At 62.4% G+C, this 24871-nt stretch carries 26 protein-coding genes and 3 tRNA genes; 11 read left to right on the top strand and 18 right to left on the bottom strand.

Annotation, left to right across the window (positions count from 1 at the left end; all coding sequences use genetic code 11):
- Positions 1 to 177: 177 nt before the first annotated feature.
- The 4 genes from ACMCNM_RS03650 to yacG are packed head-to-tail and all read left to right on the top strand — an operon-like array spanning position 178 to position 3075.
- Positions 178 to 1386 (top strand): type II secretion system F family protein, encoded by a 1209-nt coding sequence (locus tag ACMCNM_RS03650; protein ID WP_412763957.1) that lies wholly within the window; start codon positions 178 to 180, stop codon positions 1384 to 1386.
- Positions 1387 to 1388: 2 nt separating this feature from the next.
- Entirely contained in the window at positions 1389 to 2255 is an 867-nt protein-coding gene (locus ACMCNM_RS03645; RefSeq protein WP_412763956.1) for a prepilin peptidase, read from the top strand.
- A complete protein-coding gene (gene coaE, locus ACMCNM_RS03640; protein WP_186683257.1) occupies positions 2255 to 2878 on the top strand; it encodes a dephospho-CoA kinase in 624 nt (207 codons plus the stop codon). Before ACMCNM_RS03645 ends, coaE begins: the two co-directional genes overlap by 1 nt.
- Complete coding sequence (gene yacG / locus ACMCNM_RS03635) at positions 2875 to 3075, top strand: DNA gyrase inhibitor YacG (RefSeq protein ID WP_027594560.1); 201 nt, start codon at positions 2875 to 2877, stop codon at positions 3073 to 3075. The genes coaE and yacG overlap by 4 nt, the downstream gene beginning before the upstream one ends.
- A gap of 143 nt (positions 3076 to 3218) precedes the next feature.
- On the opposite strand, the gene ACMCNM_RS03630 is transcribed toward yacG, so the two are convergent.
- Complete coding sequence (locus ACMCNM_RS03630) at positions 3219 to 3959, bottom strand: energy-coupling factor ABC transporter permease (RefSeq protein ID WP_412763955.1); 741 nt, start codon at positions 3957 to 3959, stop codon at positions 3219 to 3221.
- Between the two features lie 202 nt (positions 3960 to 4161).
- Here ACMCNM_RS03630 and ACMCNM_RS03625 point away from each other — a divergent pair, with 202 nt between their 5' ends.
- The 3 genes from ACMCNM_RS03625 to ACMCNM_RS03615 all read left to right on the top strand — a co-directional run bounded on the left by ACMCNM_RS03625 (position 4162) and on the right by ACMCNM_RS03615 (position 6477).
- Positions 4162 to 4791 carry a DUF1780 domain-containing protein gene (locus ACMCNM_RS03625; protein ID WP_013970766.1) on the top strand — a complete coding sequence of 210 codons (630 nt, stop codon included), beginning with the start codon at positions 4162 to 4164 and terminating at the stop codon, positions 4789 to 4791.
- A 132-nt stretch (positions 4792 to 4923) separates the two neighbouring features.
- Complete coding sequence (locus ACMCNM_RS03620; RefSeq protein WP_013970765.1) at positions 4924 to 5097, top strand: DUF3094 family protein; 174 nt, start codon at positions 4924 to 4926, stop codon at positions 5095 to 5097.
- Positions 5098 to 5181: 84 nt separating this feature from the next.
- Complete coding sequence (locus ACMCNM_RS03615) at positions 5182 to 6477, top strand: NAD(P)/FAD-dependent oxidoreductase (protein WP_238216081.1); 1296 nt, start codon at positions 5182 to 5184, stop codon at positions 6475 to 6477.
- A gap of 308 nt (positions 6478 to 6785) precedes the next feature.
- Here ACMCNM_RS03615 and ACMCNM_RS03610 read toward each other — a convergent pair.
- The 6 genes from ACMCNM_RS03610 to rluD form a co-directional block, all read right to left on the bottom strand.
- Positions 6786 to 6861: transfer RNA gene (locus ACMCNM_RS03610), tRNA-Lys, on the bottom strand.
- 6 nt (positions 6862 to 6867) lie between these two features.
- Positions 6868 to 6944 (bottom strand) — tRNA-Pro (locus ACMCNM_RS03605).
- Positions 6945 to 6948: 4 nt separating this feature from the next.
- Positions 6949 to 7024: transfer RNA gene (locus tag ACMCNM_RS03600), tRNA-Asn, on the bottom strand.
- A gap of 400 nt (positions 7025 to 7424) precedes the next feature.
- Positions 7425 to 9989, bottom strand: a complete 2565-nt coding sequence (gene clpB, locus ACMCNM_RS03595; protein ID WP_027594563.1) for an ATP-dependent chaperone ClpB — start codon at positions 9987 to 9989, stop codon at positions 7425 to 7427.
- 185 nt (positions 9990 to 10174) lie between these two features.
- On the bottom strand, positions 10175 to 10915 hold the full coding sequence (gene pgeF / locus ACMCNM_RS03590; RefSeq protein ID WP_027594564.1) for a peptidoglycan editing factor PgeF: 741 nt from the start codon (positions 10913 to 10915) through the stop codon (positions 10175 to 10177).
- Entirely contained in the window at positions 10912 to 11874 is a 963-nt protein-coding gene (rluD, locus tag ACMCNM_RS03585) for a 23S rRNA pseudouridine(1911/1915/1917) synthase RluD (protein ID WP_027594565.1), read from the bottom strand. Before rluD ends, pgeF begins: the two co-directional genes overlap by 4 nt.
- Before the next feature lie 147 nt (positions 11875 to 12021).
- Between rluD and ACMCNM_RS03580 the strand changes: the two genes are divergently transcribed.
- Together ACMCNM_RS03580 and ACMCNM_RS03575 are read left to right on the top strand one after the other, a co-directional pair.
- Complete coding sequence (locus ACMCNM_RS03580; RefSeq protein WP_099428275.1) at positions 12022 to 13041, top strand: outer membrane protein assembly factor BamD; 1020 nt, start codon at positions 12022 to 12024, stop codon at positions 13039 to 13041.
- A 94-nt stretch (positions 13042 to 13135) separates the two neighbouring features.
- Positions 13136 to 13366, top strand: a complete 231-nt coding sequence (locus ACMCNM_RS03575; RefSeq protein ID WP_027594567.1) for a PP0621 family protein — start codon at positions 13136 to 13138, stop codon at positions 13364 to 13366.
- A gap of 129 nt (positions 13367 to 13495) precedes the next feature.
- Here ACMCNM_RS03575 and thiO read toward each other — a convergent pair whose 3' ends face one another.
- Genes thiO through ACMCNM_RS03550 form a run of 5 tightly spaced genes read right to left on the bottom strand, consistent with a single transcriptional unit; the run spans position 13496 to position 16351 of the window.
- Positions 13496 to 14593, bottom strand: coding sequence for a glycine oxidase ThiO (thiO, locus tag ACMCNM_RS03570; RefSeq protein ID WP_412763954.1), 1098 nt, complete (start codon positions 14591 to 14593; stop codon positions 13496 to 13498).
- Between the two features lie 55 nt (positions 14594 to 14648).
- Complete coding sequence (locus tag ACMCNM_RS03565; protein WP_027594569.1) at positions 14649 to 15038, bottom strand: type IV pilin protein; 390 nt, start codon at positions 15036 to 15038, stop codon at positions 14649 to 14651.
- A gap of 1 nt (position 15039) precedes the next feature.
- Positions 15040 to 15504: a hypothetical protein gene (locus ACMCNM_RS03560; RefSeq protein WP_412763953.1), complete on the bottom strand. Its 465-nt coding sequence runs from the start codon at positions 15502 to 15504 to the stop codon at positions 15040 to 15042.
- A complete protein-coding gene (locus tag ACMCNM_RS03555; protein ID WP_412763952.1) occupies positions 15501 to 16148 on the bottom strand; it encodes a PilW family protein in 648 nt (215 codons plus the stop codon). Before ACMCNM_RS03555 ends, ACMCNM_RS03560 begins: the two co-directional genes overlap by 4 nt.
- Complete coding sequence (locus tag ACMCNM_RS03550) at positions 16145 to 16351, bottom strand: prepilin-type N-terminal cleavage/methylation domain-containing protein (protein ID WP_339551405.1); 207 nt, start codon at positions 16349 to 16351, stop codon at positions 16145 to 16147. The genes ACMCNM_RS03555 and ACMCNM_RS03550 overlap by 4 nt, the downstream gene beginning before the upstream one ends.
- Positions 16352 to 16460: 109 nt before the next feature.
- Here ACMCNM_RS03550 and ACMCNM_RS03545 point away from each other — a divergent pair, with 109 nt between their 5' ends.
- Entirely contained in the window at positions 16461 to 16943 is a 483-nt protein-coding gene (locus ACMCNM_RS03545; protein ID WP_186683239.1) for a GspH/FimT family pseudopilin, read from the top strand.
- Here the strand turns inward: ACMCNM_RS03545 and ispH are convergent, their stop codons facing one another.
- From ispH to murJ, 6 genes are all read right to left on the bottom strand, one after another.
- A complete protein-coding gene (ispH, locus tag ACMCNM_RS03540; RefSeq protein ID WP_186683238.1) occupies positions 16944 to 17891 on the bottom strand; it encodes a 4-hydroxy-3-methylbut-2-enyl diphosphate reductase in 948 nt (315 codons plus the stop codon).
- Between the two features lie 14 nt (positions 17892 to 17905).
- Entirely contained in the window at positions 17906 to 18343 is a 438-nt protein-coding gene (fkpB, locus tag ACMCNM_RS03535; RefSeq protein WP_085274283.1) for an FKBP-type peptidyl-prolyl cis-trans isomerase, read from the bottom strand.
- Positions 18336 to 18851, bottom strand: coding sequence for a signal peptidase II (gene lspA, locus ACMCNM_RS03530; protein WP_027594576.1), 516 nt, complete (start codon positions 18849 to 18851; stop codon positions 18336 to 18338). Before lspA ends, fkpB begins: the two co-directional genes overlap by 8 nt.
- Positions 18844 to 21675: an isoleucine--tRNA ligase gene (gene ileS / locus ACMCNM_RS03525; RefSeq protein WP_412763951.1), complete on the bottom strand. Its 2832-nt coding sequence runs from the start codon at positions 21673 to 21675 to the stop codon at positions 18844 to 18846. The genes lspA and ileS overlap by 8 nt, the downstream gene beginning before the upstream one ends.
- A complete protein-coding gene (ribF, locus tag ACMCNM_RS03520; protein ID WP_027594578.1) occupies positions 21672 to 22622 on the bottom strand; it encodes a bifunctional riboflavin kinase/FAD synthetase in 951 nt (316 codons plus the stop codon). Before ribF ends, ileS begins: the two co-directional genes overlap by 4 nt.
- A 118-nt stretch (positions 22623 to 22740) precedes the next feature.
- On the bottom strand, positions 22741 to 24279 hold the full coding sequence (gene murJ / locus ACMCNM_RS03515) for a murein biosynthesis integral membrane protein MurJ (RefSeq protein WP_027594579.1): 1539 nt from the start codon (positions 24277 to 24279) through the stop codon (positions 22741 to 22743).
- 249 nt (positions 24280 to 24528) lie between these two features.
- On the opposite strand from murJ, the gene rpsT reads away from it, so the two are divergent.
- Positions 24529 to 24807 carry a 30S ribosomal protein S20 gene (rpsT, locus tag ACMCNM_RS03510; RefSeq protein WP_003247625.1) on the top strand — a complete coding sequence of 93 codons (279 nt, stop codon included), beginning with the start codon at positions 24529 to 24531 and terminating at the stop codon, positions 24805 to 24807.
- Positions 24808 to 24871 lie beyond the last annotated feature (64 nt).

Below are 24871 nucleotides of genomic sequence, written 5' to 3'. Positions count from 1 at the left end.
CTCTCGACCCCAGGCTGGCAGCGGCGCAGTAGGCCTGAACAGACACCTTTTGTCACCCCTGCCCGCCTGGGCGTCACCTTCGCTGAACTACTCTAGTGAGCATCAGGGAAGCACGCCCTCTCATGGACACGGCAAGCTGTTTCCAAGCTTGTCGCTCGGGCAAAAAAGGACCTTTGTATGAACCATTCGATACGCCTCTACGCTTGGCAGGGCACCGACGCCAATGGCCTGGCCGTCCGCGGGCAAACACCTGGGCGCAGCCCGGCTTATGTGCGCGCGGGGTTGCTGCGCCAGGGCATTCTGGTGGCCAGTTTGCGGCCGGCTGGTGGGCTGGCGTGGCGGTGGCCAAAGCGGCCGGAAAAAGCTGACCCGGCGGGCTTCAGCCGGCAGCTGGCGACCTTGCTGAAAGCCGGGGTGCCGCTGCTGCAGGCGTTCGAGGTAATGGGGCGCAGTGGGTGTGATGCGGCGCAGGCGGCGTTGCTGGTGCGATTGAAACAGGATGTAGCGTCGGGGCTGGGGCTGGCGGATGCGCTGCAACGCCACCCGGGGTGGTTCGATACGCTGTACTGCAACCTGGTGCGGGTGGGTGAGCAATCCGGCACGCTGGACCGGCAGCTCGAGCAACTGGCGGGCATGCTGGAACAGCGCCTGGCCCTGCACAAGAAGGTGCGCAAGGCGATGATTTACCCGCTGTTGCTGCTGCTGACGGGGTTGGGGGTGTCGGCGGTTTTGTTGCTGGAGGTGATCCCGCAGTTTCAGAGCCTGTTCGCGGGGTTTGATACTGCGCTGCCGGCTTTTACGCAGTGGGTGATCGACTTGTCCACAGGGCTGGGGCGTTATGCGCCGCTGTTGCTGGTCGGTATGGCGATGCTGGGTTTGGCTGGGCGCCAGCTTTACCGGCAGCATGCGCCAGCGCGCCTGTGGATATCTCAGCGGGTGCTGGGCCTGCCGGTGTTCGGCGGGCTACTGAGGCAGGCGGCGATGGCGCGCTTTGCGCGTAGCTTGGCAACGTCGTACGCCGCTGGGGTGCCGCTGCTGGATGCCATGGGGACGGTGGCCAAGGTAAGTGGTGGTGAGTTGCATGAACACGCAATTTTGCGCTTACGCCAGGGCATGGCCAATGGGCAGGGGCTGAACCAGGCGATGGCCACCGAGCCGCTGTTCCCGCCCCTGCTGGTGCAGTTGGTGGCCATTGGTGAATCCAGTGGCACGCTGGACACGATGCTGGAAAAAGCCGCCAGCCACTACGAGGAACAGGTCAGCCAGGCGCTGGAGCAGTTGACCAGCCTGCTGGAGCCCGCCATCGTGCTGGTCCTGGGCCTGCTGGTTGGCGGCCTGGTGGTGGCGATGTACTTGCCGATTTTCCAGTTGGGTAGCTTGATCTGAACATGACTTTATGGACCTTCCTGGCCTTGCAGCCGGCTTACTTCATCACCTTGGCGACCGTGCTGGGGTTGTTGGTGGGCAGTTTTATCAATGTGGTGGTGTACCGCCTGCCGATCATGCTGGACCGCCAATGGCAGCGTGAAGCACAGGAGGTGCTGGGGTTGCCGGTGGACGAGCATGCGCGTTTCGACCTGTGCCTGCCGGCCTCGCAGTGCACCCAGTGTGGGCATCGGATTCGGGCGTGGGAAAACGTCCCCATCCTTAGTTACCTGGCGTTGCGCGGGCGTTGCTCTGCCTGCAAGCAGCGCATCAGCGCGCGTTATCCGTTGGTCGAGCTGGGCTGTGCGCTGCTGTCGATGGCGGTGGCCTGGCGGTGCGGGGCCAGTGTCGAGGCACTGGCCCTTTTGCCGCTGACGTGGGGTTTGCTGGCCCTGGGCTTGATCGACCATGACCAACAATTGCTGCCTGACGCGATCGTGCTGCCGGGGCTGTGGCTTGGGTTGATCGTCAATTACTGCGGCGTATTGGTGCCCTTGCCCGATGCGGTGTGCGGTGCCGTGGCCGGGTACCTCACCCTGTGGACGGTGTACTGGCTGTTCAAACTGGTGACCGGCAAGGAAGGCATGGGCTATGGCGACTTCAAGCTGCTGGCACTGATCGGTGCCTGGGGGGGGTGGCAGGTGCTGCCGTTGACCTTGCTGCTGTCTTCGGTGGTGGGGGCGTTGGTGGGCGTGTTCCTGCTGCGGATGCGCAAGCATTCCATCGGCATGGCCATGCCGTTTGGCCCCTATCTGGCAATTGCGGGGTGGATTGCTGTGCTCTGGGGTGATGAAATATACGCCTCTTACCTGCAACTGCTTGGATTCTGATGACCACTGCAGCTTTCACCCCCTGGATTCTCGGCCTGACCGGTGGCATCGGCAGCGGCAAGAGTGCCGCCGCCGAGCGCTTCATCGAGCTTGGCGTGCACCTGGTCGATGCCGACCAGGCCGCGCGCTGGGTGGTTGAGCCTGGTCGCCCGGCGCTGGCCAGTATCGTCGAGCGCTTCGGCCCAGGCGTGCTGCTGGACGACGGCCAGCTCGACCGCGGCGCCTTGCGCCAGCTGATTTTCGCCGACCCGGCCCAGCGCCAATGGCTGGAAGCCCTGCTGCACCCGCTGATCGGGCAGGAAATTTTCAGCTACCTGGCCAAGGCGCAGTCGCCGTATGCGGTGTATGTGTCACCCTTGCTGATTGAGTCTGGCCAGCATCGCAAGACCCAACGCGTGTTGGTGATCGATGCCCCGCAGGCGTTGCAGGTGCAACGCACCCTGCAGCGGGACAACACCAGCCCCGAGCAGGTACAGGCCATTTTGCAGGCCCAGCTGGCCCGCGAAGAACGCCTGCGCCATGCCGACGATGTGGTGGTCAATGACCGCGACCTCGCGGCGCTGCACCAGCAGATCGACCGTCTGCACCACTTTTACCTGACTTTACGAGGAGGCCAGCCATGAGCCAGCCATTGACCGTCGATTGCCCGACCTGTGGCGCACCTGTGGAATGGAACGAGAAAAGCGCGTTCCGGCCGTTTTGCTCTGACCGTTGCAAGCTGATCGACCTGGGGGCTTGGGCAGCTGAGGAGCACAAGATCGCGGGTTCGGAAGAGTCCGAAGATGAGCTGTATTCCGGGGACCTGGAGCCGCGGCACTAAGCCTGTGTACTGGCCCCGTGTAGGAGCGGCCTTGCGTCGCGAAAGGGCCGCTTTGCGGCCCCAGCACTATCTGTGATGACGCTGAAACTGGGGCCGCTTTGCGGCCCATCGCGACGCAAGGCCGCTCCTACAAAGGGCGGGGTTCAGTGTTCATCGTCCTTCCACGGTGCCTGCAGGTACCGCGTGCGGTTGAACGTTTCCAGCCACTCCGGGCAAAACACCACCAGCGCACTGATCACCATGCCGTTGATGAACGCCTCGGGGAACATCATCAGCCACAGGTAGCCCACAAAGTCACTCAGCCACTCCGGCATGGCAAAACGCCCGTCCAGCCACAAGATACCCAGCCCGGCCAACAGGCACACCAGCACCGTCAGCGCCGCCGGAAAGAACCCTGAACAAAAGATATACACAAACAGGTTACGCGGTTGCGCGCGTTCGACCGCGATGGCGCACAGCTCGGTAATCAGCACCGGCAAGCCAATCAACAGCAGGCCGTTCACACCGAGTGCCGCCAGGTCCTGACGCCCCAGCGCCAGCAACCCCAACTGAGCCATAAAGCCCCCCAGCACAGCCAGCGGCCAGTCCAGCAGCAGGGTCACAGCCGTCATGCCAATGAAGTGATACGACACGCCCGTATCGAAATCGCGCCTGACCAACCACAGGGCAAACAGGCAGAACACCGTGCCAAACAGCAGGTGCTGGCGGCGCCGGTCGGTGAACAGCTCCACCCAGCGGGCGCGGCTGGCGGCCCAGAGCAACAGTGGCACGTAACCCAGCCAGCCCAACGTGAGGCTGGTGCCCGACAACACCTGTGCACTGATCACCGGACGAATACCCCTCTCTCCCTTGTGGATAAAGGTGAGTCTACACCCATTCTCCATCTCCTCCGGCTGCTGTAGGCTGGCACCTCCCCGCGCTTAACCTGGCCTGATCTGGCGGCCGCCCTTTCTGCATGCGGATGCTTTTGCCTGGGGTTTGGCGTGGTGCATCTGCTAGGTATCGTGCAGCAGTGGCCGGTGCTGAGCTGATTTCTACGCACAAACAGCATCTTACCGTCATCGATTAGCGACTAAGCTTGTCTGCATGGATGACTCAGACTACCTGCGCCTGCTTACCATCCAGGCCGAACAAGCCAATGCTTTTCTCTCCAATGCACGCAAATGGGAGCGCGAGCGTTGGGTATGCCAACGCCTGCTGCAAGGGTTGAACATTCCCTACCGCAGCGAGGACTTCACCCCAGCCGGCCAGGAGCCGCCAGACGTGCTGTTCCGCGATGCGGCATTCGAGGTGTTTTTTGTGCTGGACGAAGGCCGCCGCCTCAACGATGAGTGGCGCGAAGAGCTGCAACGCCGGCGCAGTGCGTTTTCCCTGGCGCAATTGGTGCGCCGTGAAGCACGCCCCCGGCGTATCAGCGCGACTGAACTGCTGGGGCGGTTGGCCCCGACCTTGCGCAAGAAGGCGCACAACTACCGTGAACGTGGGCTGGAGTTGAACGAGCTGGACATCATCGCCTTCGCCAGCCTCAAGCGCGAAGTGCTCGACCTCAACACTCACTTCCCGCCGCCCACCGAATACCTGCGCCAGGGTTGGCGCTCGCTGTCACTGGTCGGGCCGACGTTCGCCCGGGTGTTGTTCGCCCACCCGGATGCGCCAGACTTTTTGCGCGGCAACCTGGGGCGCAGCATTGTGTTCGATGTGGGGATCAGTCTTTGATCCAGTGCCGAGAGTCTTTGCGATGGCGTACACTCGGCGCCAGAGATAGAAAGCATTATCATTTGTTTCAAGCGCTTGCCTGAACGCTGTAGCGTTTGCGCAGTCACAAACGTCTATCTGACGAGGCCCACCATGACCAGCCGCCTGAATCCTGAAGATCAGCGTCGTGTCGATGAGTATCTACGCGCCCCCCAGCACCAAGTTGAGCGCAGGCCCTTCCGGCCGTGGTTGCTCCTTGTACTGGTGGTGGCCGTGACCATTGGTCTGGGCCTCATAAGCCGCCTGTTGAGTGGACTGGTGCTATGAGCTGCCTTGCGCTCGCCCTCCCCTCGTGCAGTTTGCGGCCGGCCCCCAGGGCCACGAATTCCGTAAACCTTATGAGATATCCCCATGACTCATCGCATCGTGATTGTCGGCGGCGGCGCCGGCGGCCTGGAACTGGCGACCCGCCTGGGTAAAAGCCTGGGCAAGCGCAAGCAAGCCGACATCACCCTGGTCGACGCCAACCTGACGCACATCTGGAAGCCGCTGCTGCACGAAGTGGCAGCCGGCTCGCTGAACTCCTCGGAAGATGAACTGAACTACGTGGCCCAGGCCAAGTGGAACCACTTCAACTTCCAGCTGGGGCGCATGAGCGGCCTGGACCGTGAAGGCAAGCAGATCCAACTGGCCGCCACCCTCGATGAAGAGGGCCGCGAGCTGGTGCCTGCGCGCACGCTGAGCTACGACACCCTGGTCATCGCCGTGGGCAGCAACACCAACGACTTCGGCACCTTGGGCGCGGCGCAGCACTGCCTGTTCCTGGACACCCGCAAGCAGGCCGAGCGTTTCCACCAGCAACTGCTCAACCACTACCTGCGCGCCCACGCCGGTGATGTGGCCAGCGAACAAATCAGCGTGGCCATCGTCGGTGCCGGTGCCACTGGCGTAGAGCTGGCGGCCGAGCTGCACCACGCGGCGCACGAGCTGGCAGCCTATGGCCTGGACCGCATCCAGCCCAAGGACATGCACATCACTTTGATCGAGGCTGGCCCACGGGTTTTGCCTGCGTTGCCTGAGCGCATCAGTGTGCCGGTGCACAAGACCCTGGAAAAACTGGGGGTGAAGGTGATGACCAATGCCGCGGTCAGCGAAGTGACCGCGGATGGCCTGAAAACCAAGGACGGCGAAGTGATCCAGGCCAGCCTCAAGGTGTGGGCGGCGGGTATCCGTGCGCCGGGGTTCCTCAAGGACATCGATGGGCTGGAAACCAACCGCATCAACCAGTTGGTGGTGCGCCCTACCCTGCAGACCACGCGTGATGACAACATCTTCGCCTTCGGTGACTGCGCCGCGTGCCCGCAACCGGGTAGCGACCGCAATGTGCCGCCACGGGCCCAGGCCGCACACCAGCAGGCTTCGATGCTGGCGCAAAGCCTGAAGGCGCGGTTGGAGAACAAGGCGCTGCCGACTTATGAGTACAAGGACTACGGTTCGTTGGTATCGCTGTCGCGCTTCTCGGCGGTGGGTAACCTGATGGGCAACCTGATGGGCAGCGTGAAGCTGGAGGGCTGGCTGGCGCGGATGTTCTATGTGTCGCTGTATCGCATGCACCAGATGGCGCTGTACGGGTTCTTCCGTACGGCGATGATGATGTTGGGTAGCAAGATTGGGCGCGGGACAGAGCCGCGGTTGAAGCTGCACTGACAGCTAAGCCCAGCCCCTCAGGCTGGGCTTTTTTGTGGCAGATCACCCAGCCCTTGGGGCTGCGGCAAGCGGCTACCAAAACCTGTGGGAGCCGGCTTGCCGGCGATGCAGGCGCCGCGGTGCATGGCACCGGCTTCGCCGGTGTTCGCGGGGCAAGCCCGCTCCCACAATGCGTCAATTTTTAGAAATTGCGCAAGACAGTTGCTCCCAAAGGCCCCGCTTAAACAGAAACCTTAACGGGTGCTTTGTCTTGGGTTAAATTCGAGGCAAAAGAAAAAGGGCATCTCAGTCGAGATGCCCTTTTTACATGGTGGGTCGTGTAGGATTCGAACCTACGACCAATTGGTTAAAAGCCAACTGCTCTACCAACTGAGCTAACGACCCTGAAAATGGTCGGGGTGAGGGGATTCGAACTCCTGACATCCTGCTCCCAAAGCAGGCGCGCTACCGGACTGCGCTACACCCCGAGATTGGCTCCGCGACCTGGACTCGAACCAGGGACCCAATGATTAACAGTCATTTGCTCTACCGACTGAGCTATCGCGGAACTGAACTTCGGTACATCTTTACTACTTCGAAGTCTGTGTTAGCTTCGATCTCTTAAGCTTCTCTGCTTTCGCTTTGTCGCTGCTGAGGCCGGCTATTCTACATTCTTCGTTTTGCTTGTCAACCACTTTTTTTCATTCAACTTACTGATTTCTAAGTTGTTTTGCTAACACCGATGTTCCTGGTGATTCGCTTAGTGCCTGACAACGCGGCGTATATTAGGGGCACTCGATTTTAGATGCAAGCAGAAATTTCAAAATTTTCAGCAAGTTATCAAAAAAACCTGCGAGGCCCCGATTTTACGGTGTTTGCCGGGCCTCTTCGCGGGCAAGCCCGCTCCTGCAGTGGCATCAGGGGCATAAAAAAGCCCCGCAGGTGCGGGGCTATTTTTTTCAGCTGGATCAGGCAAAGACGATTTCGTCGCCTTCCACCTTGGCGGTAATCGCCGACCCTGGCAGGAATTTGCCAGAGAGGATCAACTGCGCCAGCGGGTTTTCGATCCAGCGCTGGATCGCACGCTTCAGTGGCCGTGCGCCATACACCGGGTCGTAACCCACTGCGATCAGCTTGTCCAACGCCTCAGGGCTCAGGCTGAGCGACAGTTCACGTTCCAGCAGACGGCTGCGCAGGCGGCCCAGCTGGATTTCGGTGATGCCGGCGATCTGGTCGCGGCCCAGGGGCTCGAATACCACCACTTCGTCGATCCGGTTGATGAACTCCGGACGGAAGTGCGAACCCACCGCATCCATCACCGCAGCACGCTGCGCCTCACGGTCACCGACCAGTTCCTGGATTTGTGCAGAGCCCAGGTTGGAGGTCATCACGATCACGGTGTTGCGGAAGTCCACAGTACGGCCGTGGCTGTCCGTCAGCCGGCCATCCTCAAGCACTTGCAGCAACACGTTGAACACATCCGGGTGCGCCTTCTCCACCTCGTCGAGCAGCACCACCGAATAAGGCTTGCGCCGTACCGCTTCGGTCAGGTAACCGCCCTCCTCGTACCCTACATAGCCTGGTGGAGCGCCGATCAGACGAGCCACGGAATGTTTCTCCATGAACTCGGACATGTCGATACGCACCATCGCCTCTTCCGTGTCGAACAGGAACTCGGCCAGGGCCTTGCACAGCTCGGTCTTACCCACCCCGGTCGGGCCGAGGAACATGAACGACCCACTTGGCCGGTTCGGGTCGGACAACCCGGCGCGGGAGCGGCGTACTGCGTTGGCCACGGCGGTAACGGCTTCGTGCTGACCGATCACGCGCTGGTGCAGCAGCTCTTCCATCTTCAGCAGCTTTTCGCGCTCGCCTTCGAGCATCTTGGCAACCGGGATGCCGGTCCACTTGGACACTACTTCGGCAATCTCTTCCTCGGTGACCTTGTTACGCAGCAACTGGTTTTCCGACTTGCCGTGCTGGTCGACCATCTGCAGGCTGCGCTCTAGGTCCGGGATCACCCCGTATTGCAGCTCGGCCATGCGGCTCAGGTCGCCTTTACGGCGTGCGCTTTCGAGCTCTTGGCGGGCCTGCTCAATCTTTTGCTGGATCTGCGCCGAGCCCTGCACTTCAGCTTTCTCGGAGGCCCAGATTTCTTCGAGGTCGGAATACTCACGCTCCAACCGCTCGATTTCCTCGTGCAGTTTTTCCAGGCGTTTTTTCGCGGCTTCGTCTTCTTCTTTCTTCAGCGCCTGGGATTCCACCTTCAGCTGAATCAGACGACGGTCCAGACGGTCGAGCACTTCAGGCTTGGAGTCGATCTCCATACGAATGCGGCTGGCCGCTTCGTCGATCAGGTCGATGGCTTTGTCCGGCAGCTGGCGGTCAGTGATGTAGCGATGGCTGAGCTTGGCCGCCGCAATGATCGCGCCGTCGGTGATGGCCACCTTGTGGTGCACTTCGTAGCGTTCTTTCAGGCCGCGCAGGATGGCAATGGTGTCTTCCTCGCTCGGCTCTTCTACCAGTACCTTCTGGAAGCGACGCTCCAGGGCGGCGTCCTTTTCGATGAACTGGCGGTACTCGTTGAGCGTGGTGGCGCCAACGCAGTGCAGCTCGCCACGGGCCAGGGCCGGTTTGAGCATGTTGCCCGCGTCCATGGCGCCCTCGCCTTTACCGGCGCCGACCATGGTGTGCAGTTCGTCGATGAACAGGATGATCTGGCCTTCCTGTTTGGACAGCTCGTTAAGCAGCGACTTCAAGCGCTCTTCGAACTCGCCGCGGTACTTGGCACCGGCGATCAGCGCCCCCATGTCCAGCGCCAGCAGGCGCTTGCCTTTGAGGCCATCGGGCACTTCGCCGTTGATGATGCGCTGGGCCAGGCCTTCGGCGATGGCGGTTTTACCCACACCTGGCTCACCGATCAGCACCGGGTTGTTCTTGGTACGCCGTTGCAGCACCTGCACGGTACGGCGGATTTCGTCGTCGCGGCCGATCACCGGGTCCAGCTTGCCCTCTTCGGCACGCTTGGTCAGGTCGACCGTGTACTTGTCCAGAGCCTGGCGCGACTCTTCGGCGTTGGCGTCGTTGACTGCCGCGCCGCCACGCAGGTTATTGATGGCGTTTTCCAGGGCCTTCTTGGTCACGCCCTGGCTCAACAGCAGCTTGCCGAGCTTGCTGTTCTCGTCCATGGCGGCCAACAGCACCAGCTCGCTGGAGATGAACTGGTCGCCCTTCTGCTGGGCCAGGCGGTCGGCCTGGTTGAGCAGGCGCGCCAGGTCCTGGGACATGTTCACGTCGCCCGTGGGGTTCTGGATTTTCGGCAGTTGGTCGAGTTCTTTCACCAGTGCCTGACGCAGGCTGTTGATGTCGAAGCCGACTTGCATCAGCAGTGGCTTGATCGACCCGCCCTGCTGTTCGATCAGGGCCTGCACCAGGTGCAGGGGCTCGATGGCAGGGTGGTCCATGCCTACGGCGAGGGACTGAGCGTCGGATATTGCTAATTGAAGCTTGCTGGTCAAACGGTCTATTCGCATGGGAGTACCTTCCTGTTAGGGCAGGTCGGAGCGATGGACAGCGCCTTTAATGAAGAAACCTGCCAGAGATGACCAATAGATATGGGTGATTCTGGAAGATTCAAGCGTAGCGGGGTTGACCGAAGTCAACCTGATGGATTAGTGGTGGCTGCGTTGAGGGCTTGCCCGCGAAGAGGCGTGATACGTCAGCGAGGGGCTAGCCAGACCAACGAGGCAAACCGCCCACCTTGGGGCGTGCGGCGATACGAGAAGAACCGCGAGTCGCTGACCGTGCAGAAACCACCGCCATACACCGCCGTCACGCCACGCGCCGCCAGGCGAATACGCGCCAGCGCATAGATGTCGGCCATCAGCTTGCCCGGCCGCTCACCGTCGACAAAGGCCTTGGCAGCCTCCGGGTGCACGGCGGTAAAGGCATCACGCACTTCCAGCCCCACTTCGAAGGCCTGCGGGCCAATGGCCGGGCCCAGCCACACCAGCACGTCTTCAGGCGGCAGGGCCAGACGGTCGAGGGTCGCTTCCAGTACCCCGCCCGCCAACCCGCGCCAGCCAGCATGGGCTGCAGCCACGCGCGTACCCGCACGGTCACAGAACAGTGCGGGCAGGCAATCGGCAGTCATTACGGTGCAGGCGATACCGGGCTGATCAGTCCAGCTGGCGTCGGCCTCGGCCACCACGGCCGGGTCGGCATCCGCCACCACCAAGCCATGCACTTGCTTGAGCCAGGCAGGCTGGATAGCAAATTCATCGCTCAGACGGCGGCGGTTTTCGGCGACTGCGACAGGGTCATCACCCACGTGATCACCCAGGTTGAACGCTTCATAGGGCGGCAGGCTGACGCCGCCCTGACGCGTAGTGACACAAGCGCGAACCGAGGCCGGGGCCGGCCAGTCAGGAAACAGCAGCGCCTGCGTCAGACCGTTCATCCGATAAAGCTCTCGCGGTCTTCGTTCAGCAGTGTCAGCAACCAGAGGAAATCATCCGGCAACGGCGATTCCCACTTCATGACTTCACCGGTAATCGGGTGGGCCAACGCGAGGAAACGCGCATGCAGCGCCTGACGCGGGAAGGTCTTGACCGCCTCGACCATGGTTGGGCTGGCAGCCGGCGGAATGCGGAAGCGCCCACCGTACGTCTGGTCGCCGACCAGTGGGAAGCCCACATGGGCCATGTGCACACGAATCTGGTGGGTCCGGCCGGTTTCCAGCTTGACCCGCACGTGAGTGTGGGAGCGGAAGCGCTTGAGCACACGGTAGTGGCTGACCGCCGGCTTGCCGCCGTCGGTTACCGCCATGCGCTGGCGCATGCCGCCGTGGCGACCGATGGGGGCGTCGATCTTGCCGCCGGAGGTCACCACACCAATCACGATGCACTCATAGATGCGGCTGACCTTGCGGCTTTGCATTTGCTCGACCAGCCGGGTCTGCGCCTGCAGGGTCTTGGCCACCACCATCAGACCGGTGGTGTCCTTGTCCAGACGGTGGACGATACCGGCGCGCGGCACGTTGATGATGTCTGGCACGTGGTGCAGCAAGGCATTGAGCAGGGTACCGCTGGCATGGCCGGCGGCCGGGTGCACAACCAGCCCGGCAGGCTTGTTGATCACCATGATATGGTCGTCTTCGTAGACGATATCCAGCTCGATGTCTTCTGCGATCCACTCGCCCTGGGCCTCTTGTTCGGCCTCCAGGACAAGCACAGAGCCACCATAGACGGTGTCTCGAGGGCGCACGACGGCACCATCGACCGTCAGGCGGCCCTCTTTGATCCACGTAGTAAGCCGCGAACGCGAGTACTCGGCGAACAATTGGGCGGCGACCTGGTCGAGGCGTTGACCGCCCAGATCGGACGGTACCTCTGCGCTAAGTTGAATGATCTCGGACATGCTCGATTCGGCGGGCGCACAGCCTTTGGTTTCGGCTGCGAGCTTGTGGTTAAATACGGCTTCTTTTGTCCCGGGGTTGGCCGGGGCGCTCATCATAACAGGACGGCACCGCCCAAGACAGCGGCCGTCAAAGGGACGCAAGCCGCCATGCAAGTGAAACACCTGCTGCTGATCGCCATCCTCGGGCTTACCGCGGCCTGTTCCTCTAACAAGGAAGTCATTGACGAGAACCTCAGCGAAGCCGAGCTGTACCAGCAGGCCCAGGCTGACCTGGACAATTCCAGCTACACCAGCGCCGTGAACAAGCTCAAGGCCCTGGAGTCGCGTTACCCGTTCGGCCGTTACGCCGACCAGGCGCAGCTCGAACTGATCTACGCCAACTACAAGAACACCGAGCCGGAGGCCGCCAAGTCTGCCGCCGAGCGTTTCATCCGCCTGCACCCGCAGCACCCGAACGTCGACTATGCCTACTACCTAAAGGGCCTGACGTCGTTCGACCAGGACCGTGGCCTGCTGGCGCGCTTCCTGCCGCTGGACATGACCAAGCGTGACCCGGGTGCCGCCCGTGACTCGTACAACGAGTTCGCCCAGTTGACCAGCCGCTTCCCGAACAGCCGCTACGCGCCGGACGCCAAGCAGCGCATGATCTACCTGCGCAACCTGCTGGCCTCCTACGAGATCCACGTGGCCGACTACTACCTGGGCCGCCAGGCTTATGTGGCTGCCGCCAACCGTGGCCGCTACGTGGTCGAGAACTTCCAGGAAACGCCATCGGTCGGTGACGGCCTGGCAATCATGGTCGAGGCGTACCAGAAGATGCACCTGGACGAGCTGGCTGCCACCAGCCTGGAAACCCTCAAGCTCAACTACCCGGACCACCCGAGCCTGGTCGACGGCGAGTTCCAGCCCAAGCAGACCGAGTCTGACGGCCGTGGCTGGCTGTCCAAGGCGACCCTGGGCCTGATCGAAACCGACGCCCCGCTGCCGCCGGGCGAAACCCGCGCCAACCAGGACGTGGTCAAGCAGTTCCAGGACGCGCGCTCCGAGATGCCGCAAGAGCTGCTGCCGAAAGACGAAAACGGCGACGTGATTCTGCCGCCAGGCCCGAAAGAAGCCGAGCAGGACCGTTCATGGTTCAGCTACATGACCTTTGGTCTGTTCGACTGATTGATCGCCGCACAAGAAAGGGAGGCCTTGGGCCTCCCTTTTTTATTGGCTGCGTCCTAGACTGTCGGCTTCTTCATTCGACAAGCTGGACACCATGGTTCGCCTACTTTTCTGGATCGCCCTGATCGCCGCCGCGTTCTGGCTGTGGCGCAAGTTCAAGATCAGCCAGCAATCCCACCCTGAGCCCAAACTCGACGACCCGCTGAAGATGGTGCGCTGCGCCCATTGTGGCGTGCACCTGCCTAATGACCGGGCGCTGCAGCTGGGCAAGGAGTGGTATTGCAGCCAGGCGCACCTTGAGCAAGGGCCTGGGCGGCAGGGATAAGCCTCAAACCCCATAGGCCCCATCGCCGGCAAGCCGACTCCCACAGGGACTGCGCAGCGCTCAAGGCCAGCGCGGTACCTGTGGGAGCTGGCTTGCCAGCGAAAGGCCCGCAACGCGGGCCCGGCTTTCTCAGCCCAAGCGCCCTGCCGGCGCATACGGCGCCGGGTCGATGATCGGCTCAGCCCCGGTCAGCAAATCGACGAACAGCTGGCAAGACGCGGGCGCCAGCACCAGCCCATTGCGGTAATGCCCGCAATTGAGCCACAACCCATCATGCCCAGGCACCGGCCCAATATACGGAATACCTTCCGGCGACCCCGGCCGCAGCCCTGCCCAATGCCCCACCACCGCGGCCTCTGCCAGTTCCGGCAGCAACTCGACCGCCGAAGCCTTGAGGCTTTCCAGCGCCTGCTCGGTCGGGGTCTTGTCGTATCCAGCATGCTCCAGCGTACTGCCCACCAGAATATGCCCGTCACGGCGCGGAATGGCGTAGCGCCCCTTGGCCAGCACCATGCTCGGCAAAAAGTCCTCGGCACACTTGAACAGGATCATCTGTCCCTTCACCGGCTCTACCGGCAGTTCCAGGCCCAGCGTGCGCAGCAGGTCGCCGCTCCAGGCGCCTGCGCTCAGTACCACTTCATCGGCATCGATCACGCCATCCGCCGTCTGCACACCGGTAACGCGCTCATCCTCATGCCGGAAGCCTGTCACCTGGCAGTGCTCACGCAAGCTCACGTTTGGTAGCGCCAGCAATGCTGCCTTGAGCGACTTCACCAAGCGTGGATTACGCACGTTGGCCACCCCCGCCATGTAGATGGCGCGCTTGAAGCCAGGGCCCAGCACCGGTACGGCGTCATAGGCCGCCGAGATATCCACAGCACTGAGCGGGCGTCGCTCGCGCTCGGCCCAGGCCAATGCCTCGGCTTCATCATCCAGGTCCAACCAATACAACCCGGTGGTATGCACCTGAGGATCAATGCCCGTGGTAGCGAACAGGTGCTCGCCCAGTTGTGGATAAAAATCCTGGGACCAATGCGCCAAAGCGGTTACCGCCGGGCTGTAGCGCCATGGGTACAGCGGCGAGACGATACCGCCGCCGGCCCAGGACGACTCGCGGCCGACCTCCCCCTGATCGCAGACCACGACCTGCCCGACGCTCGCCGCCAGGTTGAATGCCGTCAGCAGGCCGATAACCCCGCCGCCGACCACCACTACTTGCTTGCTCATCTGTCGATCCAAACACCTGAAGTAAAACCGCGATGCGCCGGGCATCATTCATTCTTCAGCTTCCCCAGCATCGCTCGCGGCCTTCCAGGCTGCCCGGGTTGCTCTGCACGCCGCTTTGGTCGAGCTGAAAATCACCACAGCGGTCATCGGCCATCAGGCCATTCGGCAGCCGCCTTGCGCTCAGCGTAAAGGTATCGCTGCTGCGCTGGGCCTGCAGGCTGTAATGACGGTTGGCAGTGGGCAAGGCCAGCTCGCCTTCGGCGTATTGGCCCGTGCGCACGCGGTGGCGCTCCAGGCGCAAGGCAGCGTCATGCAGCAGGCCAACCACTTCGCTGCGTGCGGCTCGCCGGAGCTGGTCGCTGTAACTGGGGTAGGCAATGGCTGCCAGAATGCCGGTCACGGCCACGACAATCAACAATTCGATCAGGGTCAGGCCTTGCTGCATGTCAGGGTTCCCTCAATCGTTGTCGCCAGAGGATGCGCCGCACCTCATCACCTGACAGGGCATACACCGCTTCAAGTACATGGCGCGACTCGGCCTGTCGGCTGACGGCAGTCACCCTGAACAAGGTGGCCTGTTGGCCCTCGGGCAAATGTGCGACGCGGTCGCTTGTGCCAAGGTTTTGCACCTGAAAATAGCCGCTTTCGATGCGCTGCCAGCTGCCTTGCAAGTCGTGCGGGCGTTGTGGCGGCTGGCAGGGCTTGCACAGCGGGGGCGTAACCAGCTTTAGCTGGTCAACAGCCAGCAGCAGTGTCTGTTCGGCTTCCTCAAGTGCCTTGAGCCCATCACGCCAGTAGCCGGCCATGCGTGTTTCAACCAACGCATCTCGCAGCGCCGAGGCCGCGATCAGGCCAAGGAGCAAGCTCAGCACCAGCGCCAACAGCAACACCACGCCGCGTTGGCGCTTCACGGTTCGGGCACCGGGTTACGCAGCGCCACACTCAGCGCGTGCTGCTGTTCGATGCGCAAGGTGGGCTCGTACAAGGTCAGGTGCACATCTACCCGCCCGCCATGTGGTGTTTCGACGAACGCCACGCGCATCTCGCGCACATGGTCGACCAGTGGCTGCGGTGTACCTCGTCGCCGGAACTTCAACGTACCGTCTTCCAGCGCATACACGTGCCGGCTGATAGGGAACGCCAACAGCTGACCGCTGCTTTCAGCTCGGCCCTTGTACACGTGGGCCTCGTCGGTGCAGTTGGTCAGCAGCGTCCAACCTGGAGCACCGCTATGCCCTGGCAGCTCGGCGACCACCAGGCTCAAGCTAGTGGGGCTCACGTGCAGCGGTCGGGCGAAGGCCTGAAGTGCTTCCGGGTCGTTGAAATCGCCGGGCTGCAAGCGCAGGCAACCGAACATGCCGGCCATGCGAATATCCTGGGCCATGCGCTGCAACGCCAGCCGGGCATCATCCTGCAGGCGTGCGGCCACACCTTGCAGCCGCCAGGTTTGATGGGCAGACACGAACAGCTGGCTAGCCGCCGCCAGCAGCCCCAAACCGATGGCGAGCGCCAGCACCCCCTCAAGCAGGCTGAAGCCGCCTTGTGCGCGCTTCACCGCTGCACCTTCCGCGCGTCTGCTGCCCTGCTCCGCTCTAGCTGCGTGTGTTTCAACAAGGCGGCCTGCGCGTCGTGCCGTGCGCTGTCGGTTGCCTGCAGTGCGCGCACCTGCAGCGCAGCAGCGGCAAACAGGCCCACTGCCACGACCACCATGGCCAGCAGTACCTCGAGGAGCGTCATGCCCCCTTCCATTGATCGCATCCCTGCGCCCCCTGTGACTTTTCCTGCAGCTGTTTACTCGCTGGGCGACTGGATCAATTGCCCTGCGACGTTGAAGCTGAAGCGAAGCACGTCCAGGGAGAAATGCACGGTGCGGCAACAGGGTGCAACACTGATACAAATGATGTTGGCGCTGGCCATGGCGGCCGTTCTGACACAGCTGGGGATGCCGGCCTACACCGGGCTTTCTGATGACTTACATAGCGCAGCCGCAGCGCGGGACCTGGCGCAGGCACTGCGCAGCGCGCGCAGCCACGCCTTGCTGCAAGGCCAGACAGTGCGGGTGCAGCCGATGGAAGGCGATTGGGGTAAGGGTTGGCGTGTGGTGCTTGAACACAATCAGCAGGTGCTGCGTGAACACCGCTTGTCGCGGCCGCTGAGAATTGCCCACAACACCCCGGGGCAGGTGAGGTTCAGTGCAGTAGGTGTTCCGCTGGGGCGTAGCAATTCAACACTGGAGATCTGCGAACGCGCCTCCCCCACCGGCCAGCATCACGTCGTGCTGTCGACCAGCGGCAGAATCAGCGTGCGCACAGGTGAGCCCGAGCGGGGCTCTCTGTGCGCACGCTCTTGATCAGATCAGCGAACGAACCCGCAGCTCTTTGGGCATCGAGAACGTGATGTTCTCTTCACGCCCATCGAGCTCTTCGGCGCCAGAAGCGCCCCACGCCTTGAGCTGCTCGATCACACCACGCACCAGCACCTCTGGGGCAGAAGCACCCGCCGTGATGCCGATGCGGGCGGCGTCGCCAAACCAGCCACGCTGCAGGTCCTCGGCACCATCGATCAGGTAGGCCGGGGTGCCCATGCGCTCGGCCAGCTCACGCAGGCGGTTGGAGTTGGAGCTGTTCGGGCTGCCGACCACCAGGACCACGTCACATTCGTCGGCCAGTTGCTTGACTGCATCCTGGCGGTTCTGGGTGGCGTAGCAGATGTCATCCTTGCGCGGGCCACCGATGTTCGGGAAGCGCGCACGCAGGGCATCGATGACACGGCTGGTGTCATCCATCGACAGCGTGGTCTGGGTCACGAAGGCCAGGTGGTCCGGGTCGCGCACCTGCAGCTTGGCAACATCCTCCTCGTCTTCGACGAGGTAGATGGCGCCGCCGTTGCTGGCGTCATACTGCCCCATGGTGCCTTCCACTTCCGGGTGCCCGGCGTGGCCGATGAGAATGCACTCACGGCCGTCGCGGCTGTACTTGGCCACCTCGATGTGCACCTTGGTGACCAACGGGCACGTGGCATCGAACACCTTCAGGCCACGCCCGGCCGCTTCCTGGCGCACGGCCTGGGAAACGCCATGGGCGCTGAAGATGACGATGACGTCGTCAGGCACCTGCTCCAGCTCTTCGACGAAGATGGCACCGCGGTTGCGCAGGTCTTCGACCACGAACTTGTTGTGCACCACTTCGTGGCGTACGTAAATCGGCGGGCCGAAGACTTCCAGGGCACGGTTGACGATCTCGATCGCCCGGTCGACCCCCGCGCAAAAGCCGCGAGGGTTGGCGAGTTTGATTTGCATGCTCGGCTCCAGGCTTACAAGGCCTTCACATCGAGGATCTCCACCTCGAAGCTCAGGGTCTTGCCAGCCAGTGGGTGATTGAAGTCGATGGTCACCTGCGCGTCATCGAAGGCTTTGACCACGCCCGGCAGCTCGGCGTTGGCGGCGTCGTTGAAGATCACCAGCAGGCCTTCGGACAACTCCATGTCGGTGAACTGCGAGCGCGGCATCACTTGCACATTCTGCGGGTTCGGTTGGCCGAAGGCGTTCTCCGGGGCCACGGTGACGGTGCGCTTGTCGCCGGCCTTGAAGCCGAACAGCGCGGCTTCGAAACCGGGCAGCAGGTTACCGTCACCGACCTTGAACATGGCGGGCGACTTATCGAACGTGCTGTCGACCGTGTCGCCGTTTTCAAGGTGCAGGGCGAAGTGCAAGGTGACTTCGGTGTTCTGGCCAATACGGGTGTCAGTCATGGACAGGCTCCTCGGACTTCTTGCTCTTGAACATATCCAGCGCCAGCATCACCGCACCAACGGTGATGGCACTGTCGGCCAGGTTGAAGGCCGGGAAATAATGGCGGTTCTGCCAGTGCACCAGGATGAAGTCGACCACGTGGCCAAGCACGATGCGGTCATACAGGTTACCCAGCGCACCACCCAGCACCAATGCCAAGGCGACGGCCAGCCAGGTCTCGCTGCGCCCCAGGCGCTTGAGCCAGACCACCAGCACCGCACTGACCACCAGGGCGATCAGGGCGAACAGCCAACGCTGCCAGCCGGAGCTGTCGGCGAGGAAGCTGAACGCCGCCCCGGTGTTGTAGGCCAAGGTCCAGCTGAAGTAGTCAGGAATGACCACGATCTGCTGGTACAGGCTCAACTTGCCTTCGAAATAAACCTTGGTGACCTGGTCAAGGACCAGGACCACCAGGCTCAGCCAGAGCCAGGCAAGGCGCCCGAAGCGCCCCGCAACAGGGTTAGGCATAGTGGCGCACCTCGCCCGAACCGCTCAGGTTGTCGACGCAACGGCTGCAGATTTCCGGGTGCTCCGGGTGGCTGCCAACGTCGGCGCGGAAGTGCCAGCAGCGGCCGCACTTGGCGTGGCCAGACTTGACCACTTTCAACTTGAGGCCTTCGACTTCGGTCGCCACGGCATCAGCCGGTGCCTGCACGAACGGCACCACGCTGGCAGCCGAGGTGATCAGCACGAAGCGCAGCTCGTCGCCCAGCTTGCTCAGGTCGGCGCTCAGGCCTTCATCGGCATACAGGGTAACTTCGGCTTGCAGGTTGCCACCGATGACTTTGGCGGTACGCTGGTTTTCCAGCTCCTTGTTGACCGATGCCTTGACCGCCATGACGCGGTCCCAGTAGGCACGGTCCAGCTCGGTGCCTTCCGGCAGCTCGCTCAGGCCCTGGTACCAGCCGTTAAGCATCACCGACTCGTTGCGCTCGCCCGGCAGGTACTGCCAGATTTCGTCGGCGGTGAAGGCCAGGATCGGCGCGATCCAGCGCACCAGCGCTTCGCTGATGTGGTACAGCGCAGACTGGCACGAACGGCGCGCGACACTGTTGGCGCCGGTGGTGTACTGGCGGTCCTTGATGATGTCGAGGTAGAAGCCACCCAGTTCCTGCACGCAGAAGTTGTGGATCTTCGAGTAGACGTTCCAGAAGCGGTACTCGCTGTAGTGCTCTTCCAGCTCGCGCTGCAGCAGCAGCGTGCGGTCCACTGCCCAACGGTCCAGGGCCAGCATGTCCTCTGGGGCCAGCAGGTCGCGGGACGGGTCGAAGCCCGACAGGTTGGACAGCAGGAAGCGCGCGGTGTTGCGGATACGCCGGTAGGCGTCGGCGCTACGCTGCAGGATCTGCTCGGAAACCGCCATCTCACCGGAGTAGTCGGTGGCCGAAACCCACAGGCGCAGGATGTCGGCACCCAGGGTGTTGTTGACCTTTTCCGGCTCGATGGTGTTGCCCAGCGACTTGGACATCTTGCGGCCGTTCTCGTCCACGGTGAAGCCGTGGGTCAGCAACTCGCGGTACGGCGCGTGGTTGTCGATGGCACAACCGGTCAGCAAGGACGAGTGGAACCAGCCGCGGTGCTGGTCGGAGCCTTCCAGGTACAGGTCGGCGACCGGGCCGGTAGCGTGGCCGATGTCGTGCGAGCCACGCAGCACGTGCCAGTGGGTGGTGCCGGAGTCGAACCACACGTCCAGGGTGTCGGTGATCTTGTCGTACTGGCCGGCTTCGTCACCGAGCAGTTCGGCGGCGTCCAGCTTGAACCAGGCCTCGATGCCTTCTTGCTCGACGCGCTTGGCCACGGCTTCCATCAGCTCGACGGTACGCGGGTGCAGCTCGCCGGTCTGCTTGTGCAGGAAGAACGGGATCGGCACACCCCAGTTGCGCTGACGCGAGATGCACCAGTCCGGGCGGTTGGCGATCATCGAGTGCAGGCGCGCCTGGCCCCAGGCCGGGACGAACTTGGTTTCTTCGATGGCCTTGAGCGCGCGCTCACGCAGCGGCTCGCCGGTGGTTGGCTGCTTGTCCATGCCGACGAACCACTGCGCGGTGGCGCGGTAGATCAGCGGGGTTTTGTGGCGCCAGCAGTGCATGTAGCTGTGGCTGATGGTTTCGGAGTGCATCAGCGCGCCGACTTCGCCCAGCTTCTCGACGATGGCCGGGTTGGCCTTCCAGATGAACTGGCCGCCAAAGAACTCCAGCGACTCGACATACACGCCGTTGCTTTGCACCGGCGTGAGGATGTCGTCGTTGACCATGCCGTAGCGCTTGCAGGTGACGAAGTCGTCTTCACCGTAGGCAGGCGCGGAGTGGACCACACCAGTACCGGCGCCCAGCTCGACGTAGTCGGCCAGGTAGAGTGGCGACAGGCGGTCGTAGAACGGGTGGTGGAAGTTGATCAGCTCAAGCGCCGAGCCTTGGGCGGTCGCAACCACCGAGCCTTCCAGGTTGTAACGCTTGAGGCACGACTCAACCAGCTCTTCAGCCAGCACCAGCAGGCGCTCGCCAGTGTCGACCAGGGCGTACTTGAACTCCGGGTGGATGTTCAGCGCCTGGTTGGCAGGGATGGTCCACGGGGTGGTGGTCCAGATCACGATGGCGGCAGGCTTGGCCAGCGAGGCCAGGCCAAAGGCGGCGGCCAGCTTGTCGGCGTCGGCGACCGGGAAGGCCACGTCGATGGTCTGCGACTTCTTGTCGGCGTATTCGACTTCGGCTTCGGCCAGTGCCGAACCGCAATCAAAGCACCAGTTCACAGGCTTGAGGCCCTTGAACACGAAACCTTGCTTGACCATCTCGGCAAGGGCACGGATTTCACCGGCCTCGTTGGCGAAGTTCATGGTCTTGTAAGGGTTGTCCCAGTCGCCCAGCACACCCAGGCGGATGAACTCGGTCTTCTGCCCTTCGATCTGCTCGGCGGCGTACTCGCGGCACAGCTCGCGGGTGCGGTCGGCGGACAGGTGCTTACCGTGGGTGACTTCGACCTTGTGTTCGATCGGCAGGCCATGGCAGTCCCAGCCCGGCACGTAGGGCGCGTCAAAGCCCGCCAGGGTCTTGGAACGGACGATCATGTCCTTGAGGATCTTGTTCAGCGCATGACCGATGTGGATCTTGCCGTTGGCATAGGGCGGGCCGTCGTGCAGGACGAACTTCGGACGATCCTTGCCAATTTCGCGCAGCTTCTGGTACAGGCCAATGCTGTCCCAGCGCTGCAGAATCTGCGGTTCGCGCTGAGGCAGGCCGGCCTTCATCGGGAAGGCGGTGTCCGGAAGGTTTAGCGTGGCTTTGTAGTCGGTCATTTCAGGCTCTTCGTTAGCGGTTGAGCGTGCCAATGTGCACGTGCGGCGGCGATGTCCGCGTCGATCGCCGACTTCAGCGCCTCAAGGGAGGCGAATCGCTGCTCTTCACGCAGCTTGTGGTGGAACTCCACCGTCAGACGCCGGCCATACAGGTCGCCGGCATAATCCAGAAGATGAATCTCCAGGTGCGGGCGCCCATCACCGGCAACGGTGGGGCGCACGCCGATATTGCCGACACCCGGCCAGGCCTTGCCGTCGATTTCGATGCTGGCCAGGTAAACCCCGGACAACGGCACGCGGCGGCGCTTGAGCTGGATGTTGGCGGTGGGCGTGCCAAGTTGGCGCGCGAGTTTTTGGCCGTGCAAGACCCGGCCAGTGATGCGGTACGGGCGGCCCAGCAGGTGCTCGGCCAGTTCGAAGTCGCCTTCGGACAACGCCTTGCGCACTTCGGTGCTGCTGACCCGCAAACCATCTTGGATAACCGTGTTGGCGGCTTCGACGGTGAACCCGTACTTGTCGCCGGCCTCGACCAGGAAGGCAAAATCGCCTGCGCGGTCGCAGCCAAAGCGGAAGTCGTCGCCCACTTCGAGGTGCCGCACGCCCAGGCCGTCGACCAGGATGGCCTTGACGAACTCATCGGCGCTGAGCTTGCTCAGGCGCTGGTTGAATGCCAGGCACAGCACGCGGTCGATGCCTTCGGCGGCCAGTAGCTCGACCTTGTCGCGCAGCCGAGCCAGACGCGCCGGGGCAGTATCGGGGGCAAAGTATTCGCGCGGCTGTGGCTCGAAGATCACCACGCAGGTCGGCAGGCCAAGTGCTTGGCCACGCTCGCGCAGACGCGCCAGGATTGCCTGGTGGCCGCGGTGAACCCCGTCGAAGTTGCCAATGGTGGCGACACAGCCCCGGTGCTCGGGGCGCAGGTTGTGAAGACCTCGAACCAGCTGCATAACGCGCTTCTTGCTCATAAAGTGGCCGATTATAACCACACCCGGGCGCCGGTGACAGGCAGCAGCGCCCAGGGGTGGCGTGGAATGCGAAAAACCGACGCCTGACGTGCGCCAGGCCTCAGTGCAGGGCCTTGCGGGCAAAATGCCGTGGCCGGAAGCCGCACAGGTACAGGCAGCCGAAATACGTCACGACGCCCGCCAGGATCAGCGCCCCGAGACGCACGAAGCGCTCGAGCATGCCGCCCTGCTCCCAGGCCGGCATGACGTGCATGCCCGCCAGCAATACCGCCGACATCAATGTAACTGCCAATACCAGCTTGAACAGGAAACGTACCCAGCCCGCTTGCGGCTCGAACAGCCCTTGGCTGCGCAGCTTCCAGAACAGCAGGCCAGCATTGAGGCAGGCACCTAGGCTGATCGCCAGGGCCAGGCCAGCATGCGCCAGCGGGCCGACCAGAACCAGGTTCAACAGCTGAGTGCAGACCAGCGTGAACACCGCGATCTTCACGGGTGTTCGGATATTCTGCTGCGCATAGAAGCCTGGTGCCAGTACCTTGACCAGAATGATCGCCAACAGGCCCACAGAATAGGCCATCAACGCACGCTGGGTCATGGCCGCATCGAACGCGCTGAACTTGCCGTACTGGAACAGCGCCACAGTCAGCGGCTCGGCGAGAATGGCCATGGCCAGTGTGCAAGGCAGCACCAGCAAGAAGCACAGGCGCAGGCCCCAGTCGAGGATGCGCGAGTATTCTTCGCGGTCCTTGTTGGCGTAGGTCTTGGCCAACGTCGGCAGCAGGATGGTGCCCAGGGCCACGCCGAGCACGCCGGACGGCAGCTCCATCAGGCGATCGGCGTAATACATCCACGACACCGAGCCGGCCACCAGGAACGAGGCGAAGATGGTGTTGATGATCAGCGATATCTGGCTGACCGAAACGCCGAGGATCGCCGGCAGCATCTGCTTGAGCACGCGCCATACACCGGTGTCGCGCAGGTTCAGGCGTGGCAGTACGAGCATGCCGATCTTCTTCAGTGCCGGCAGCTGGTACAGCAGTTGCGCCAGGCCGCCGGCCAGTACCCCCCAGGCCAACGCCATGATTGGCGGGTCGAAATACGGCGTGAGCACCACGGCGAAGAAGATCATCGCCACGTTCAGCAGGGTCGGGGTAAACGCCGGGACGGAGAATCGGTTCCAGGTGTTGAGGATTGCCCCCGCCAGCGACGACAGCGAAATCAGCAATATATAAGGAAAGGTCACCCGCAACAGGTCGGTGGTAAGCGCGTATTTCTCGGCGCTGTCGACGAACCCAGGCGCTGTCGCCCACACCACCCAGGGCGCCGCGAGGATGCCAACGGCCGTGACCAGGGCCAGGACCAGGGTCAGCAGGCCGCTGACATAGGCAATAAAGGTACGGGTCGCTTCTTCGCCCTGCTGCGTCTTGTATTCGGCCAGAATCGGCACGAACGCTTGCGAAAACGCCCCCTCGGCAAAAATCCGCCGCAGCAGGTTGGGCAGTTTGAACGCGATGAAAAAGGCATCAGTGGCGATGCCGGCACCAAATACACGCGCCAGGATGGTGTCGCGCACAAAGCCCAACACCCTGGAAATCATGGTGATTGAGCTGACTGCGGCCAGGGATTTGAGCAGATTCATCGAAAAGATTCACGTCAGAGACAGAGGACGCTGCAGACAGCGTTCGAATGTGCGATACTCCCGCGCCTTCGCAGGGGAGCCAAAAATTCCCGAGTTTACAGGTCGCGCAGCAGAAAGGAATCTTTCCCTCTTGTTGGCGCACCGCTCGGCGGAACCTTGCAGGTGGCCTTGACATCCGTTCGACTGATCGGCATGATTCGCGGCCTATTTTGTTTGCTATTTACCTAAAGTCTTTCGAGGAGCTCGACGGTGGCCAACACACCTTCCGCCAAGAAACGTGCAAAACAGGCTGAGAAGCGTCGCAGCCACAACGCCAGCCTGCGTTCCATGGTCCGCACCTACATCAAGAATGTAGTTAAAGCCATCGACGCAAAAGACGCTGAAAAAGCGCAAGCCGCTTACGTTCTGGCTGTGCCTGTAATCGACCGTATGGCCGATAAAGGCATCATCCACAAGAACAAAGCTGCTCGCCACAAAGGCCGTCTGAATGGCCACATCAAGGCGCTGAAAGAAGCTGCAGCTGCCTAAGCGACATGCTTGTCAAAAAACCGACCCTAGGGTCGGTTTTTTGTTGCCTACGATTTTTATTGCA

Origin of the sequence: Pseudomonas sp. NGC7, from assembly GCF_047159675.1 — a bacterium.
GTDB classification, from domain to species: Bacteria; Pseudomonadota; Gammaproteobacteria; order Pseudomonadales; family Pseudomonadaceae; genus Aquipseudomonas; species Aquipseudomonas kermanshahensis.
Note: the sequence above shows the minus strand (reverse complement) of the source record. Positions and strands in the feature narration are given on the sequence as shown.